This window comes from Solibacillus palustris, from assembly GCF_022549215.1.
Classification (GTDB): Bacteria; Bacillota; Bacilli; order Bacillales_A; family Planococcaceae; genus Solibacillus; species Solibacillus daqui.
This window is the reverse complement of the sequence record NZ_JAKZFC010000005.1, coordinates 92,032-108,951: the sequence shown is the minus strand read 5'-3', so window position 1 is coordinate 108,951 and position 16,920 is coordinate 92,032. Positions and strand designations below refer to the sequence as shown.

General features: G+C 37.2%; 13 protein-coding genes and 1 tRNA gene. 2 read left to right on the top strand and 12 right to left on the bottom strand.

From position 1 onward, the window contains the following. Window positions 1-19: 19 nt before the first annotated feature. From hydA to LZ480_RS13400, 4 genes are all read right to left on the bottom strand, one after another. The gene (hydA, locus tag LZ480_RS13415; RefSeq protein WP_241369999.1) at window positions 20-1,417 is read right to left on the bottom strand and encodes a dihydropyrimidinase; all 1,398 of its coding nucleotides are present in this window, start codon (window positions 1,415-1,417) and stop codon (window positions 20-22) included. 1,204 nt (window positions 1,418-2,621) lie between these two features. Next, window positions 2,622-4,139 (bottom strand): CoA-acylating methylmalonate-semialdehyde dehydrogenase, encoded by a 1,518-nt coding sequence (locus LZ480_RS13410; RefSeq protein WP_241369997.1) that lies wholly within the window; start codon window positions 4,137-4,139, stop codon window positions 2,622-2,624. Window positions 4,140-4,156: 17 nt separating this feature from the next. Beyond that, entirely contained in the window at window positions 4,157-5,512 is a 1,356-nt protein-coding gene (locus tag LZ480_RS13405; protein ID WP_241369996.1) for an aspartate aminotransferase family protein, read from the bottom strand. Window positions 5,513-5,619: 107 nt separating this feature from the next. Next, entirely contained in the window at window positions 5,620-7,155 is a 1,536-nt protein-coding gene (locus tag LZ480_RS13400; RefSeq protein ID WP_241369994.1) for a PucR family transcriptional regulator, read from the bottom strand. Window positions 7,156-7,285: 130 nt separating this feature from the next. On the opposite strand from LZ480_RS13400, the gene LZ480_RS13395 reads away from it, so the two are divergent. Further along, a complete protein-coding gene (locus LZ480_RS13395) occupies window positions 7,286-8,533 on the top strand; it encodes a Zn-dependent hydrolase (protein WP_241369992.1) in 1,248 nt (415 codons plus the stop codon). 573 nt (window positions 8,534-9,106) lie between these two features. Here the strand turns inward: LZ480_RS13395 and LZ480_RS13390 are convergent. After that, window positions 9,107-9,178, bottom strand: a tRNA-Arg gene (locus LZ480_RS13390). Between the two features lie 183 nt (window positions 9,179-9,361). Here LZ480_RS13390 and clpP point away from each other — a divergent pair. Then, on the top strand, window positions 9,362-9,955 hold the full coding sequence (clpP, locus tag LZ480_RS13385; protein WP_241369989.1) for an ATP-dependent Clp endopeptidase proteolytic subunit ClpP: 594 nt from the start codon (window positions 9,362-9,364) through the stop codon (window positions 9,953-9,955). Window positions 9,956-10,402: 447 nt separating this feature from the next. Here clpP and LZ480_RS13380 read toward each other — a convergent pair whose 3' ends face one another. The 7 genes from LZ480_RS13380 to LZ480_RS13350 form a co-directional block, all read right to left on the bottom strand. Next, entirely contained in the window at window positions 10,403-10,660 is a 258-nt protein-coding gene (locus LZ480_RS13380; protein ID WP_241369988.1) for an HPr family phosphocarrier protein, read from the bottom strand. Between the two features lie 107 nt (window positions 10,661-10,767). Next, complete coding sequence (gene whiA, locus LZ480_RS13375; protein WP_241369986.1) at window positions 10,768-11,709, bottom strand: DNA-binding protein WhiA; 942 nt, start codon at window positions 11,707-11,709, stop codon at window positions 10,768-10,770. Window positions 11,710-11,757: 48 nt separating this feature from the next. Further along, the gene (locus LZ480_RS13370; RefSeq protein WP_241369985.1) at window positions 11,758-12,723 is read right to left on the bottom strand and encodes a gluconeogenesis factor YvcK family protein; all 966 of its coding nucleotides are present in this window, start codon (window positions 12,721-12,723) and stop codon (window positions 11,758-11,760) included. A gap of 4 nt (window positions 12,724-12,727) precedes the next feature. After that, the gene (rapZ, locus tag LZ480_RS13365) at window positions 12,728-13,609 is read right to left on the bottom strand and encodes an RNase adapter RapZ (protein WP_332844042.1); all 882 of its coding nucleotides are present in this window, start codon (window positions 13,607-13,609) and stop codon (window positions 12,728-12,730) included. A 15-nt stretch (window positions 13,610-13,624) separates the two neighbouring features. Further along, window positions 13,625-14,095, bottom strand: a complete 471-nt coding sequence (locus tag LZ480_RS13360; protein WP_241369982.1) for an NUDIX hydrolase — start codon at window positions 14,093-14,095, stop codon at window positions 13,625-13,627. A gap of 242 nt (window positions 14,096-14,337) precedes the next feature. Next, entirely contained in the window at window positions 14,338-15,282 is a 945-nt protein-coding gene (gene trxB / locus LZ480_RS13355) for a thioredoxin-disulfide reductase (protein ID WP_241369981.1), read from the bottom strand. A gap of 76 nt (window positions 15,283-15,358) precedes the next feature. Next, window positions 15,359-16,891 carry a tetratricopeptide repeat protein gene (locus tag LZ480_RS13350; RefSeq protein WP_241369979.1) on the bottom strand — a complete coding sequence of 511 codons (1,533 nt, stop codon included), beginning with the start codon at window positions 16,889-16,891 and terminating at the stop codon, window positions 15,359-15,361. Window positions 16,892-16,920 lie beyond the last annotated feature (29 nt).

The window sequence follows — 16,920 nt, the reverse complement described above, 5'->3', positions numbered from 1 at the left end:
TGTCTAGTGGGATCAATACTTATGAAGATACTTTAGTTGTGTTCTTTACTTCTCGTCGGATATACTTGCCACTTCCAAGTTTACCTACGAATTTTTTTTCTTTAATTACGTATTCACCACGTACTAAAACGCTTGTCGGTTCACCTGTTACTTCCAACCCTTCAAATGCGTTATAGTCCACATTCATGTGATGCGTTTCCGCTGAAATCGTACGTTTAACTGTCGGATCAAATAAGACAATATCGGCATCTGATCCAATCGCAATCGTTCCCTTTTGCGGGAATAATCCGAAAATCTTTGCGGACTGTGTAGAAATCATATCAACAAATTCATTAATTGAAATTCGGCCTTTTTCTACGCCTTCTGAATATAAAACAGAGAAGCGATCCTCAATAAATGGCCCTCCATTTGGAATTTTCGAGAAATCATCTTTCCCTAATGATTTTTTGCCGTTAAAGCTGAAAGAGCATTGATCTGAACCAATTGTTTGTAGTTGCTTCGCTTTCAATGCATTCCATAATACTTCCTGATGCTCTTTCGGGCGTAAAGGTGGTGACCATACATATTTTGCCCCTTCAAAGTCCGGCTTTGCTAATGCTGATTGGTCCAACACTAAATAAGGCGGGCATGTTTCACCTAAAACATTGTAGCCTTTATTGCGCGCTGAAATAATTTCATCAACGGCTTCTTTACATGTAACATGTACAACATATAATTGCGCTCCCGCTAAATTTGCAAGTTCAATCGCACGTTTTGTCGCTTCTCCCTCTACTTCTGGAGGACGCGTTAATGCATGATAAATTGGAGCTGTATTGCCTTTCGCTTTCGCCTCTTCTACTAGCTCATCAATAACCGAGCCATTTTCACAGTGCACCATTACCGTTGCACCTAGCTCTTTTCCAACTTTAAATGCTTGGAATAATGTACGATCTGTTGCCTGGAATTCTTTTGCATATGCTAAAAATACTTTAATTGAACTAATCCCGCCTCGTTCTAGCGCTTCAGGTAATTCTTTTAGACGTTGCTCATTTAAATCACCAATCATTAGGTGGAAACCGTAGTCAATAACCGCCTTTTCTTTCGATTTGCTATGCCATGTATCAATGGCATCCATTAAAGTAGGAGAACCGGCACTAATACAGAAATCAATAATTGTTGTCGTTCCTCCAAATGCTGCTGCAATCGTCCCTGACTCCCAATCATCATCGGTAACGGTATTATTAAAAGGCATATCTAAATGGGTATGCGGATCAATTCCTCCTGGGAAAACAAGCTTTCCTGAAGCATCAATAATTTCCGCATCTTCCTCTTGTATACTCGGTGCAATTTGCGTAATTACCCCGTCTTCGATTAATAAATCTGCTTTATACGTATCGGCAGCCGTTACAATAGTTCCTCCAGTTACGATTTTCTTCATAATTTCTCCTCCTAGTTGCTAAAATTATTTATCAAAAACTCTATTAAAGAATTGATAAAACAACAGAATACAAAATATTCAGACTATCAATGATGTGCTTATCCTACATTAATGCGCCCACTTAAAATGATAAGTGTTTGGAGACAGCTAAATGAGGGATCCACTATCCCTATAAGCACGCTTGGTGAAAGCTAATGCTCGAAATAAGATGAAGAATATCCCGTCGAGCAAAGAAAATTTCACTTTATGCAATTAAATATATTTATGAAAAGAATTTTGATAATATCCATACGTTGGACAAATCTGATGTGAACTAAAGCTTAAATAACTTTTGCGGGAAAGCGTACTACTAAATATTTTTAGCAAGAACAATTTCATAGAATGAGGGAAAGATGTTTTATATTTTGAATAATAATCTAACGTTGAGCAAATTCACTAACAGAAAATGGATTAATTACAGTGTTACTTTTTTTGGCGGGCTACGGCATGACCGCATTATGGCCACGTGGTACGTGTCCATACTACTGTCTTTAATGCCGCATGCAATGCCCGCCATACTAAAATGTTGCGTTTTAATTTAGTTAAAAGCGTCCAATGCTGCCGCTTGCGCATTCGCGAGGCGGCGGGGATACATAAAATATGTCGCTGTTTACAATATTGTATCTTCAATTAAATGTTATCTCTGTAAATAAAAACTAGCTATTTTGAATGTCTTAAAATAAAACCATTTTTAGATGAAAGTAGACTTTATTTCAATAACTAAGATTAATTCAGCACACTTCATTAAATAGCTTTGTAATAAAAGCCCTCTTTAGTTATATAGTAGAGTGCCGCTAAGAGAAGGGGCGGACTCCTTGGGGATAAAGCGTGCGCGGAAAAAAACAAAGTTGCTCCTGCGGTTACTCGTCGCAAAGCGTTTGTCAACGCTTTGGAGCCACCCCCCCAGGAAAGCATGCCCCGTAGCGTAGCAGAACGAATTATTTTATCTGCGTGTACTTCATTCCAAATATTGTATTAGAAAATACTCATTGTGAATAGTAATTTTAATTTTACAAGATGGATTGTTGCGATTTAATATACACTACGTAATGTAATTTATATTAAATTGTGGACATTTTGTAAAAGTAATAATGAATAAAGGAGCAATTCCATTATTACTTATCCAAAATGTAATAAAGCATATGCTCCTTTTCAATCCATCTATTTAATTATTGCTAGGGAAGGCAAATGTAGATTCGGTTTTTTCTGTTACTTCAATCCAACGCTCTGAAATCGTCTTCGTTTTCGTATAAAAGCGGGCTTGATCTGGTCCAAACATATGGCCTTCACCGAAACGAGAGCCTTTGAAACCGGCAAAATTGTGGTAACCTACTGGTATTGGAATTGGCACGTTTACGCCAACCATCCCTACGTCAATTTCGGTTGTAAACTTGCGTGCAGCTGCACCGTCATTCGTAAAGATCGTTACACCATTTGCTAATTCTTGCGAGTTAATGACAGCAATTGCTTCCGCTAAAGAAGCTACGCGCACAACATTTCGAGCGGGACCGAATACTTCTAATTCGAAAATATCCATTTCCGTTGTAATATTATCTAATAATGTGGGACCTACAAAGTAACCATTTGAATTTTCCGCCATGTTTAATGTACGCCCATCATTGACCACCGTTGCCCCTTGCTGCTCCGCTCGATCAATCGCTTTTAAAATTCCCTCTTTGGATTCTTTCGAAATGACCGGACCGAAATCTGTTCCTTCTTCGGTATAACTACCGACTTTTAACTTACTAATTTTCTCTTTTAAAATTGCTACTAATTTATTTGCCGTCTCTTCGCCAACCGGCATAATTGTAGAAATGGCCATACAGCGTTGAGAGGCCGCTCCATATGCCGCTCCGATAAATGCATTTGCTACTTGCTCTATATCTGCATCGGGCATGACAACCATATTATTTTTACCACCACCAAGTGCAGTTACACGCTTTCCATATTTTGAGCCAGTCTCGTAAATATATTTCGCTATCGGCGTTGAACCTACAAATGAAATTGCTTGCACCGATGGATTTTCTAATAGTTCATTTACGGCCTCTTTACTACCATTTACTACTGTCCAAATGCCATCAGGTAAGCCCGCCTTTTTCCATAATTCACTGACAAATAACGCTGTCATCGGTACTTTTTCAGAAGCCTTTAAAATAACGGCATTCCCAACAGCTACAGCCATCGAAGTTTGCGCTAACGGAACCATAATTGGGAAGTTAAACGGCGATATCGCAGCAACAACCCCTAAAGGATATTTTGCCGAATACGAATTAATTTGACCGCCTACATTGACAGAGTATTCCCCCTTCATTAAATGCGGCGCTCCAATAGCTAAATCAACGGATTCCAATCCACGAATAATTTCACCGCGCGCATCTTCTAAAGTTTTTCCGCTTTCTGTACAAATGATATTTAGTAACTGATCTATGTTTTCTGTTATGAGTTGACGAAAACGTATGATAACTTCTACTCGTTTAGCAACGGCGATATCACGCCATGCAGGGAATGCAGCCTCAGCCGCGGCAATTGCTTCACTCGTTTCCTCGGCAGTTGCAAGTGGCACTTCTGCAATCACTTCACCCGTTGATGGATTATATACATTTGCATAATTACCACTTTTACCTTCTACTAATTGCCCATTAATGAAATGCGTTAATTTTTTTACTGAAACCGCTTCTGCCATATGAGAAATTCCTCCTTTTACTTAATGCTGTTTACAGCTTCGATAAATGTATTGGCAATAAAGTTCATTTCTTCAAACGTAATTGAAAGTGGTGGGGATAATGTTAAAACATTATTAAAGTTCGCAACGGTCACACCATTTTTCCCAATGATTAATCCTTTTGCCTTACAATAAGCAATAACGGCATTTACTTTATGGATATCTAATGGTTTTTTCGTTGCTTTATCTTCAACAAGCTCAATTCCTAGCAACAAACCTTTCCCACGAATATCTCCAACATATGGGTGGTCATTTAAATTATTCTGTAAGTATTGCATCAGTTCTGTACCTAGCTTTACAGATTGTTCAAATAAATTTTCACGTTCCATAATTTCGATATTTTTTAAAGCAACTGAACACGCTACTGGCGAGCCGCCAAATGTATTTACATGACGCAAAAACTCGTAGTCTCCATTGCTTGTGAATTGTTCATAGATTTCACGACGTACAGCTGTAGCAGATAATGGCATATAGGCACTCGTCAGCCCTTTAGCCATAGTCACAATATCCGGTTTAATTCCATAATTTTGGAATCCGAAAGCTTTACCTGTACGACCAAAGCCACAAATTACTTCATCAACAATGAGCAACGTACCATGCTTTTCACATACTTCTTTCACACCTTTTAAGTAGGCCTCATTCGGTACGATTACACCGCCACCCGTAATGATTGGCTCCATAATAACGGCAGCCACTGTTTCTGACATTTCCCACGTAATCGTTTGATCAATTGTGTTGACACTTGGTAATGTCGTTGGATCATTATTTTGCATCTCTTCAGGATTGCGATATTGATCAGGTGGTGCAACGTGTAGGAAGCCTGGTGCAAGCGGCTCATATTTATATTTTCGTTGTGCTTGGCCTGTTGCTGCAAGCGAGCCCATTGTATTTCCATGATACGCGCGGTAACGAGAGATAATTTTATAGCGATTTGTTTCACCTTTTTGTTGATAATATTGACGAGCGATTTTAAATGCTACTTCATTCGCCTCGGAACCGCTATTCGAATAAAAGACAACATATTCATCGCCTAATAATTCACTAATTTTTTGACTTAATAAAATCGATGGTGTATGACCATAAGAAAGTGGTGTATAGGAGTTTTTAATCATCTGTTCATATGCTACTTCTGCCATTTCCTTACGTCCATACCCAATATTAGTACACCAAAGTCCTGCCATTGCATCTAAATATTTGTTACCATCAATATCTGTCACCCAAGCGCCTTCAGCTTGTTCAACAATGAAAGTTGCTTCAGGATTATAAGGTTTCATTGAATGCCATACGTATTTTTCATCATTTGCTTTCCAGTTATACTCAACTGATTGACTCATGAACATCCCTCCTAATTTTCAACACTTACACTTATTTTCTCTTATTAGAATTAGTAGGGCACTATACATTGTGTAAAACAATTATTTCAACGTATTTCACATTTAGCTCATTCTTTCGTTCTGACCTGATTTTGTTTTGTCATTAATAGCATAATTTCAAGGCATAAACGATTTTCGTAATTCATGAAATCACTACCAATTACTTGTTCAATTTTTTCAAGACGATGATAAAGCGTTTGACGAACAATAAATAATTTTTCGGCAGTTTCTTTCTTTAAGCCATTACACTGCAAATACATATTTAATGTTTGAATTAAGTTACTATTATGCTTGCGGTCATACAGTCGAAGCTTCTCTACTTTTTCATTGGCCATTTGCATCAGAATCGAATTATTTTGTAAAACTTTCACCATGTGATAAAGTGTCAGTTCATCATAAAAATAAGAAAGCTTCATATTTTTCATCCTTATTTGTAAGGAATCTTGCGCCGTTTGATAGCTTTCGGTCAGCTCATTATAGTTGTACACATATTTTCCTACCGCAAATAATGTATCCAGTCGGTATTGATTCACAATTTCATCCATCGCACGTTTCATGCGTTCCTTATACGTATTTTCTTGCAATAAATCACTTAAAATAAAAATTAAACAATGCGACTGCTCGACAATAAACGTATAAAAACCTTCTTTTTGTAAGGATTGGCGCAAATTAATTTTATAGTTTGTTAAATCCGTCTTTTTGTTTTCCTTTCGTAGTTGATGAATCATAACTAACCAACCATTTTGTGTTAAATTACGTTCAATTTCTTCTAAAAAATAGCCCATTTCTTCATTGCTATTTTTCCCTTCTAACCATTTTTCGAAAAATTTACGGTGCTCACTTTCGAGCTTCTCTTCAATATATAAATCTCTTAAAACAAATTGAGACAAAGTAACGACCGTTCTATCCAAAATTAAAATATCTAAATCGGTAATTTCCTTTCTTTCTGAATAAATATAGACGGTGCCATACGCTTGATCAAATATATTCAATTCATTGCTCGCACGGTACTTATCTCCTAGCTTCACAATGCAATCTTTTGAATTTTCAGTTTTTTTATCCGGGATTGATAGGCTTGCTCCTGTATTTATTTCAAAAAATACATTTACATTTAAATACTTTTGCATATATTGAAGGATCTTTACTTTATCATTTACTTTTAAAACATATTTATTAATTTTTTGGGAATAGTCTTCTAACTGTTTTAAAATATCGTATTGATGATGAATAATAACTGTATGTAAATCCTGTGTAATTTCAACAAACGGCACAATTTCTTCAAAAATAATTAAGGGGAAATCCAATTGGTTCGCTAGCTTTCTGACGCTTTCAGGAATTTCTTTTATATACATGCCAAGCTCCACACAAAGTCCTGCCACACCTAAATCGCTCAATTGCTGGACAAATTGAAGAAATCCTTTCTCGTTATCTTTTAAAACGACTCCAGTTGTCAGTAGTAATTCATTGCCCTTTATTAATTGTTTCACATCGGTAACTTCCATTATGTGTATCCATTTAATGACACGGCTTAAGCCAGTATTGCCTGCAACTACTTTGGAACATTCAAAATATTTTCGCTGTAAAACCTCTTGAACCGTTAACATTTATGACCCCCCTCAAAATTTACATATTGTACATGCTATTATTGTAATATTTTACAATATGTATATACAAACATATTTTATAATAATGATATAGTAAAAATGAATTGCTGACTTTAAAGGAGGTTAACCATTGTTCAAAACGAATCGTGAACGACTTAAAAAAAATATTGAGTTATTTAGTCAAATTGGTGCTACCGAAAATAATGGGGTCACACGTTTAAGTCTTTCTGCTGAAGATATTATGGCGCGCGACAAATTAAAATCTATTTGCGAGCAGCTTGGAATGATCGTTACAGTTGATGACATGGGCACAATGTATGCAACACTGCCTTGTAAAACAAATAACTTACCTATCGTGATGGGCTCACATTTAGATTCCGTTATTAAAGGCGGACGCTTTGACGGCGTTCTTGGCGTATTAACGGCTTTAGAAGCAGTAGAAACGATTATCGATGCTAATATTGAACTTAATCATCCTTTAACAATTGTGAATTTTACAAACGAAGAAGGCGCCCGTTTTGAACCTTCACTAATGGCTTCTGGGGTGCTTTCAGGAAAATTCGAGAAGGAGAAAATGTTAGCTTCAATCGATCGCGAAGGTATAACATTTGAAAATGCGTTAGAAAAAAGTGGCTATAAAGGCGAAGAAGTAAATCGTTTAACCAAAGCGCATGCCTACTTGGAACTTCATATTGAACAAGGTCCCGTTCTGGAGCATTACAACAAAGAAATTGGTGTTGTAGAAGGTGTTCTAGGAATGGTATGTTATGACATAACTTTAACTGGGGAATCCAATCATGCAGGTACAACCCCTATTTCCATGCGTAAGGATAGCATGTTTGCCGCGATGCAGATTATTTCGATCTTACAAAATAAATTAAAGCAGCTTCCTGAGGATCTCGTTTATACGATTGGTCGTATTAACGCCTATCCAAATATTCACACCGTCATTCCAAGCCATGTAACTTTCTCATTAGAATCCCGCCATCAAGACCCTACAGTTATTCAACAAGTAGAACAAATTATTTTTGATTTACCAAAAGAAATTGAAAATTGTCAGCTTGAATATACGAAATTATGGAATCGTGATACGGTCTATTTTGCTCCTACAGTAATTAATGCCGTAGCAGCAAGTGCCGAAGAATTAGGCTATTCTCGCCACCATATATTTAGTGGGGCTGGTCATGATGCGCAATTTATCGCACAATTTATCCCTTCTACAATGATTTTCGTACCAAGTGCAAAAGGCTACAGTCACCGCGAAGATGAATTTACTTCATATGAGGCATGTTCAAAAGGGGCTGATGTTCTAGTGAATGCTGTATTAAAAGTTGCAAATCATGCCCTATCACAAGCAAATTCAGCTAATGCCTTTTAATATATAACAAACATCCCCCAAAATCCGTCCTGTCCAAAATTGCAAGACGGATTTTTTAGTGCCTGTATTTATTTCTTTACACAAAAAAACTGTTTCTTCGGCATTGTGCTTTTGAAACAGTTTTGAATTCTTCATGTTATTTGTTTGAATGAATTATTGAAAAGAATGAATTTAGGATAAAAAGAAACGGTACAGTGAATCTTTTTATCCTAGTAAAACTTCACTCTCCGTTGTAAAAACTCAAAACTACAATTCGATTTTTTACAACAGCTATAAAAAGTATATTAAAACAGTAAAATGGTGCCCACGAATGGACCTAATAACAGTGTGTAGTGCCTTTGATTATTTGTTCTAATTAGCAACTTTCACCATTAACACGACATTTACTAATTTACTAATTTTCGACACACTTTTCAAGTATTATTTCTCATAATAATAAAGAAATTAAGTATTTGAAGAGTTTTTCCAATGTTTAATTTATCCGAAAGCGGGAAACGTATTCATGTAAAAAATCCCCTTAACAACCATTCGTGCCGAAATGGAAAAAATAGTGAGAAATGTCGATTGAATAAGCGCCCTCGGAGGGAATCGAACCCCCATTTTAAGAACCGGAATCTTACGTGCTATCCATTACACCACGAGGACATTATAATATTTATCTAGCATTCCCATTATACAAAGTGCACTGATTGTTTTCAACTGTTAAAAAGCAGACTTTATATTTGACCATAATTGACTAATACGTGTATGATAGGTTTACAGCTGAAATACTTACCAAATTCAGCAAAGGTATACGAAAATAGGCTTTAACAAAGGGAGGATTTTTCAATGAACTTAATTCCTACAGTTATTGAACAAACAAACCGCGGCGAACGTGCATATGATATTTACTCACGTTTATTAAAAGACCGTATCATTTTATTAGGTAGCGCAATCGACGATAACGTTGCCAACTCAATCGTAGCTCAGCTTTTATTTTTAGAAGCAGAAGATCCAGATAAGGATATCTACTTATACATCAACTCTCCAGGTGGTTCAATTACTTCTGGTATGGCGATTTACGATACAATGAACTTCATTAAACCTGATGTATCAACAATTTGTATCGGTATGGCAGCTTCTATGGGCGCATTCCTATTATCGGCTGGTGCACAAGGTAAACGTATTGCCTTACCAAACGCCGAAGTAATGATTCACCAACCACTTGGTGGTGCACAAGGGCAAGCGACTGAAATTGAAATCGCGGCAAAACGTATTTTATTCTTACGTGAAAAATTAAACAAAATTATGGCCGAAAACAGTGGTCAACCATACGAAACATTAGCGCGCGACACAGACCGTGATAACTTCATGACTGCTGAGCAAGCAAAAGAATACGGTTTAATCGATAAAATCTACGAGCGTAACCAACTTAAAAAATAATTTTTATTAAAAGCGACAGAGCGATTCTGCCGCTTTTTTGTTTTAAAATTAGCTTGTGTAAACAACAAGAGGTAGCACTAGATAACACAACTCGCGCTAATATCGCCCGAGCTGATTAGTATAGCCATTCTAACTGTTATTCGATATTTGTAGCCTGATATTTTTCTTTATTCAATCGCTTCAGTAAGTCTAGTAATACCCCATGTTGATCTACTGGAATGTTCTCTAAAAGCCTATCCGCAATTTCATTTTGTAAAACACGCGAAAAAATTTAACAAGGTTACTTAATAAATCGTCCCTAAATAATGAGTAACCTCACTATTAAATTTCATTATTATCTATTCATTATTGTTTTTATAGCAAATTAACTCTATCTCACTTTACATACAAAAAAGAAGTGCTCATGAAATTATTTCACGAACACCTCTATGATTACGCTTTCAAAAATTAATCTGCTTTTTCGATTAATAGCTGTAGCGCATGCATCGCTTTTTCTTCATCATGCCCATCTGCGCTTAGCGTCACTGTCGTACCTTTTGCTACCGCTAAGCTCATAATGCCCATGATCGATTTGGCATTCACCTTTTTCGCTTCTTTTTCTAAAAAGACATCTGATTTATAACGATTCGCTTCTTGAACGAATAGTGCAGCTTGTCTTGCTTGTAATCCTGATTTTAGCTTGACCTCTACTTGTTTTTCGATCATTTTGAAATACACCCTTTCACATCCGTACATCACCTTATTTATTTCATCTTATCGAAATTATCCGAAAAGAACAACAATAGAATGCAATATTTCGAAAACTTGCCTTTCTAAATCTGCTCTCCGCGACGAAGTGCTTCCGCGATTTCATCGATTTTGCGTAAGCGGTGATTCACGCCCGATTTACTAACAACTCCCGTTGAAACCATTTCACCTAGTTCTTTTAACGTGACATCTTGATACTCGACACGTAATCGTGCAATTTCCCGTAGTTTTTCTGGCAACTGATCTAAACCAATCGCGTTGTCAATAAAACGAATATTATCGACCTGGCGTAATGCCGCGCCGATTGTTTTATTTAAATTAGCAGTTTCACAGTTTACAATGCGGTTTACACTATTACGCATATCGCGTACAATTCTGACATCCTCAAACTTTAACATAGCTGAAGTCGCACCTACTAAATTTAAAAAGTCCGAAATTTTTTCTGCCTCTTTTAAATACGTGACAAAGCCCTTTTTACGTTCAATCGTTTTCGCGTTCAAATCATAGTGGTTCATCAGATCAGCCAACGCCTCCCCGTGCTCCTTATAAAGCGAATAAATCTCTAAATGATACGAAGACGTTTCCGGGTTATTCACTGAACCACCGGCTAAAAACGCACCACGTAAATAAGCACGGCGCTGATTATTTTTTGGAATGATCGACTGTGCAATTGTATGATTGAACTCGAAAGAATTCGAAACAATTTCTAAATCCGCTAAAATTTCACGAGCCCCTTCACGTACACGGCAAATGTATACATTGTTTTTCTTTAGGCGCATTTTTTTGCGTACTAACAACTCAACATTATAAGGATAAAGCTTTTTAACAATTGTATAAAGTCTACGTGCAATCGCTGCATTTTCCGTTTGTACATCTAAACTTAATTGACGATTGGCAAAACTTAAGGATCCATTCATTCGTATAAGGGCGGACACTTCAGCTTTTAAGCTTGTGTCATCCGCTTCAATTTGCGTGAGCTCTTTTTTTGTTTCTGATGCAAATGACATTTCGGTGTTCCCCCTTTCTAGCAAACTATGTAGTATTTAGTACTGCATTTATTGTTGCTTTTGTGCGGCATAATCACATAGCCAATCTGCTAAATTTTTTGCATCATGACGTACTGTGCCGTCTTCAATAAGTGCAATTTCTTTTTTTATTATTTTCAAACCCATTTGAGTTAATTTTTCAACATCAAAATGTACGGGATCTGCATTTTCTTCACGATAATGAGCGTAAATTGCAGGAGGTAAATCTTTTTCATTAAACAACACGGATTCGATAAAGGATTCACCAACATGTTCATGAATTGCTTCTATGTGCTGTGATACTGAATAATTGATTGTTTCTCCTTGCTGCGTCATTAAGTTTGCAATATATATTTTTTCGCCTTTTGCCTTTACGACCGCTTGCCCGATTCCTTTTACTAAAAGGTTTGGAATAATACTAGTATATAAACTTCCTGGACCAATTAAAATAAAATCGGCACGTTCAATCGCATGTATTGCTGCTGGCAACGGCTTTAAATTACTTGGTTCTAAAAAAACACGTTTAATAGGCGCATGACCTGATGGAATTTTGGATTCTCCAACAATTGTTGTTCCGTCCGTTAGTTCGGCATGCAGTGTCACTTTTTTATTTGCAGCTGGAACGACCTTACCGTGAACATTTAATACCTTACTCATTTCAGCAATGGCATGGTTAAAGTCACCTGTAATTTCGGTAAGCGCTGTTAGCATTAAATTGCCTAAAGAATGTCCATTCAAATCATTGGACTGCGAAAAGCGAAACTGAAACATTTGCTCGACTAATGGTTCCACATCAGATAGCGCCGCAATAACGTTTCGTACATCCCCAGGTGGTGGTATATCATAGTCATCTCGTAGTCGCCCAGAAGAGCCACCATCATCTGCTACTGTAACAATCGCTGTAATATCAAACGAATGCAGCTTTAATCCCCGTAGCACTGTCGATAGCCCTGTGCCTCCCCCAATGACTACGATGCGCGTTTTCTTTTTTTTCATGCTATCAATCCTTCCTATGATTGATATCTCTGTGTGAAATAATAACTCGATCATTTTTTGTTAAAAACTTACCAAAGTATTCTGCAAGTGTTACGGAGCGGTGTTGACCACCTGTACAGCCAAATGCAATAACAAGCTGTGATTTCCCTTCATTACGGTACTGTGGAATCATAAAGGCAAACAGGTCAGTTAATTTAGCAATAAGCTGCTGTGTTTCATCAGTTGCTAATACGTACGATGAAACTTCTGTTTGAAGCCCTGTTTTATGACGAAGTTCTTCCACATAATAAGGATTTTTTAAAAAGCGCACATCAAATACTAAATCGGCATCAATTGGAATACCATGCTTAAAGCCAAACGACATGACATTTACTGAAAACGAGGGGCTACTTTGATTATCAAACTCTTGAGCGATGCGCTCACGTAATTCACGCGGTTTTAACGAAGAAGTATTAACAATCGTTTTTGCTCGTCCTTTTAATTCAGATAATAATTGGCGCTCTAACTGGATTCCTTCAAGTGGTAACCCTTGAGGAGCTAATGGGTGTGAGCGGCGTGATTCTTTATATCGGCGCACAAGCGTGGCATCATCCGAATCTAAATATAAAATACGTGCTAATAAATCCTCTTCTTCTAAAAGAGTATCTAGCGTTTCAATTAACGAATCGAAAAACTCACGCCCACGTAAATCCATCACAACAGCAATACGGGATATTTTCTTTTCAGATTCCTTCATTAACGCCAAAAAAGTAATTAATAAATCTGGCGGTAAATTATCAACACAGTAATAGCCTAAATCTTCAAAGCTATGAACAGCAACTGTTTTACCTGCGCCCGACATCCCTGTAATAATGACCAACTCATGTGTATAGCTCAAACTCCCCACAGTATTTCTCCTCCTCTAGTTTTCTTCGATTGAATTTTGGATTTTTTCGCTAATCAACTCAAAATCTTCTGTATATTCAAATGTACCATATTGTATACCTTTGTTTAACGCTGCAAACAATAAATTAGTTCGATCACCTTCAGCCATCGGAAGTTCGTTGATACTGTCAATGGAATGCCAACCTAAAATTCCTTCGCGTGTTTCAATAAATTGTGTACCTTCCACATCATTTGCAACAAATGTATACAGCATCCACTCGTCGACTACTATATCTTCATTTTTAATAACCATTGTATATATGCCTTTTAAATGAGCAGCTTTTGGTGTTAAGTTTGTTTCTTCTTGAAATTCGCGTACAGCGGATTCATAGATGGACTCCCCTAACTCCATTTTCCCTCCTGGCGCAACAAACCAACCGCGCCTCGGCTTTTGGAGTAATAATACTTTTCCATCCTTTATAGCTAATAAATTCGTAATACGTTGCATATTTAACACCTCAATTCTTTCATGTAAGCTTACTTCTATTATACCTTGTCCTATGCATTCCGTAAAAGCACACGTTTCCATTTAATGTATACCAAAACGCCAACTACGCAAAAAGAGGTCGCTTCGGCGTAGGTACGCTCGAAACAACCTTAAACAAATTTGATTATAAGGGGGTTAAAACGAATTCATATGTTTAGTATACCCTACCTTTGTAACGATTCGATTACAATTATGTTAAAGAATTATTGATTTATTTTTTCTTTTAATTCTTCGATGTAATGTTGTGCTGATTGCGCTGCGATACTACCATCACCTGTTGCTGTAACAATTTGACGAAGCATTTTGTCTCGAACGTCACCAGCTGCATAAATACCTGGCACTGCTGTCTCCATTTTTTCGTTTGTTACAATATAGCCCGCATCATTAAGAATGTTTAACGGTGCAAATGGTGCAGTTAACGGCAGCATACCCACATATACGAAAACGCCGTCAGTTTCTACTTGAGATTCTGAACCATCTTCTGTTGATACTAACGTTACTTTACCTACTTTACCACCGACTTCGTGAATTTCGCTAACTGTTGAATTCCAAATGAAGTCGATTTTTTCATTTGCAAATGCACGGTCTTGTAAGATTTTTTGTGCACGTAATTTATCACGACGGTGAACGATTGTTACTTTATCCGCAAAACGAGTTAAGTAAACGCCCTCTTCTACTGCCGAGTCACCACCACCGATAACGATTAAGTTCTTTTGTTTGAAGAACGCACCGTCACATACAGCACAGTAACTTACGCCACGACCGCCAAGCTCTGTTTCGCCTGGAATGCCTAATTTTTTATATTCTGCACCTGTTGTAATAATAATTGTGCGTGTTTTATATTGTTTTTTGCCTGAAATGATTGTTTTGTAGTCTTCACCGTCAATGATTTCTGAAACATCACCGTATGCGTATTCTGCACCGAATTTCTTCGCGTGTTCGAACATTTTCGTTGAAAGTTCAGGACCTAAAATTGTATCAAAACCTGGGTAGTTTTCTACAGCTTCTGTGCTCGCCATTTGACCACCTGGAATCCCACGTTCAATCATTAATGTTGATAAATTTGCGCGAGATGTATAAACGGCAGCTGTCATCCCTGCTGGACCAGCTCCGATAATGACAACATCATAAATTTTTTCTTCTGACATGAAAATCCTCCTCTTGCGTGTACCAATTCCTAGTATTTATCGTATAAGATTACTGTAACAAATACAAATTTACTGCTTATTCATAGTCGGTTGGTACAAAATTATATAATTCATCGTTATATTTCGTTAAAGTCGATGTGGAAATACCATATTTCTCAGCCATTTCCTTTTTGGTTACTTTATTTTCAATTGCTACATGAAATGAATATTCAATTGATGCTGCTAATGCCGCGCTATTTTTGAATGCATAGCCTTGCTTAAATGCTATTTCCCCAAGTGCAAACCAAGTGCTTAAAATTTGTGCGACCTCTAAATTAATAGCTTCATTTGTTTGGACGATTAATTCTGCAACTTGCATAAAGCTTAAAAATGTCTGTTCTTCCTTACAGGCTTGATTAAATTCGTATTCAAGAGCATACGCCAAGCTTAATTTTTCAAGTTCAGAAAAACTTGTCACATTTAATAATGTAGGATGGGCCACAATTTCTTGCCTATGCGCAGAACGTTTCAGCAAAAATAATCCGAACAATCGGCTCGATTCGTGCTCATCTGATAATTGACGAATGATGAAATCACGATGGTTTTCTGCAGAGTTACCCATTCGCCCAACTTCACCATGCAACCATGGCTCCATGCCTTCTTTTGTCGGGTCGATTTTAATGAGTGTTTGCCACGCCTCATTTGCTCTTTGTTTGTGTCCAGTGAAATGTGCTGATTGCGCCAACCAAAAATAAAATCCAGCGTCGCCCTCATAGCCACGCTTACTCATCGAACGTAACCACTTGTATGCACTTTCATATTCACCAATTAATGCAAAAGTAGCACCTAGCTTATAACGATTATCCCAATCATATGGCTGAATTTTATTTAAAAGTTCTAGTAAATTACCAAGCTCTTCATTGTTTTTTTCGTAGTAAGCAAATACCGCTAAATTACATAAAGCATGCAAGTTCCCTTGGTTTTCACGTAGCACTTTGTATAGTAGCGCACGCGCTTGCTCGGCTTCACCAATGTAAAAGTATGCCAGTGCTAAATTATTATAGGCGTTCCACAAATCCGGAAACTCCTCTATTGTCTGCTCCAACACTTCAATTGCAGACTGAAAATTACCTTGTTCCATTAGACGGCGTGCTTTTTCTTGTGCAACGAGCTTCTCGCCATCATACTCATCCATGTCTTCGATTGCCTCTGATTCCGATACATAATCAAAGAAGTCCAAAATTTCTGTAGCATCTTCAATATATGTACCATTTGGATCCATCTCTAAATATTTCGCTGCATATTTTTGTGCATCTGCAATATGTCCGATACAGCCTGAAACTTCAGCTAACATAAACACAATTTCTGCCTCATTTGGCTCAATACTATATGCCGTATGAATCAATTCATACGCATGGTCGAAATTTTGTAATTCCATTTCTAAAATGCCATATTGTAATAGCACATGTGCGTCATCTTGGCTTAAATCTGCGGCACGTTTAATGTACTTATACGCCTTATCCATTTCATCACGATCTATCGCTTTTAATGCTTTATTGTAGTAATAATCACCATTCGGAACAAACGACACGACATTAGTAGATTTTTCTTTTAAACGTTTATTTTCCAATAAAATTCCTCCGAGTAAATTTCCGTTCG

What these genes read in the sequence shown, in the direction of transcription:
- hydA (WP_241369999.1), bottom strand. Translation starts at nt 1,417, where the DNA reads ATGAAGAAAATCGTAACTGGAGGAACTATTGTAACGGCTGCCGATACG.
- LZ480_RS13410 (WP_241369997.1), bottom strand. Translation starts at nt 4,139, where the DNA reads ATGGCAGAAGCGGTTTCAGTAAAAAAATTAACGCATTTCATTAATGGG.
- LZ480_RS13405 (WP_241369996.1), bottom strand. Translation starts at nt 5,512, where the DNA reads ATGAGTCAATCAGTTGAGTATAACTGGAAAGCAAATGATGAAAAATAC.
- LZ480_RS13400 (WP_241369994.1), bottom strand. Translation starts at nt 7,155, where the DNA reads ATGTTAACGGTTCAAGAGGTTTTACAGCGAAAATATTTTGAATGTTCC.
- clpP (WP_241369989.1), top strand. Translation starts at nt 9,362, where the DNA reads ATGAACTTAATTCCTACAGTTATTGAACAAACAAACCGCGGCGAACGT.
- LZ480_RS13380 (WP_241369988.1), bottom strand. Translation starts at nt 10,660, where the DNA reads ATGATCGAAAAACAAGTAGAGGTCAAGCTAAAATCAGGATTACAAGCA.
- whiA (WP_241369986.1), bottom strand. Translation starts at nt 11,709, where the DNA reads ATGTCATTTGCATCAGAAACAAAAAAAGAGCTCACGCAAATTGAAGCG.
- LZ480_RS13370 (WP_241369985.1), bottom strand. Translation starts at nt 12,723, where the DNA reads ATGAAAAAAAAGAAAACGCGCATCGTAGTCATTGGGGGAGGCACAGGG.
- LZ480_RS13360 (WP_241369982.1), bottom strand. Translation starts at nt 14,095, where the DNA reads ATGCAACGTATTACGAATTTATTAGCTATAAAGGATGGAAAAGTATTA.
- trxB (WP_241369981.1), bottom strand. Translation starts at nt 15,282, where the DNA reads ATGTCAGAAGAAAAAATTTATGATGTTGTCATTATCGGAGCTGGTCCA.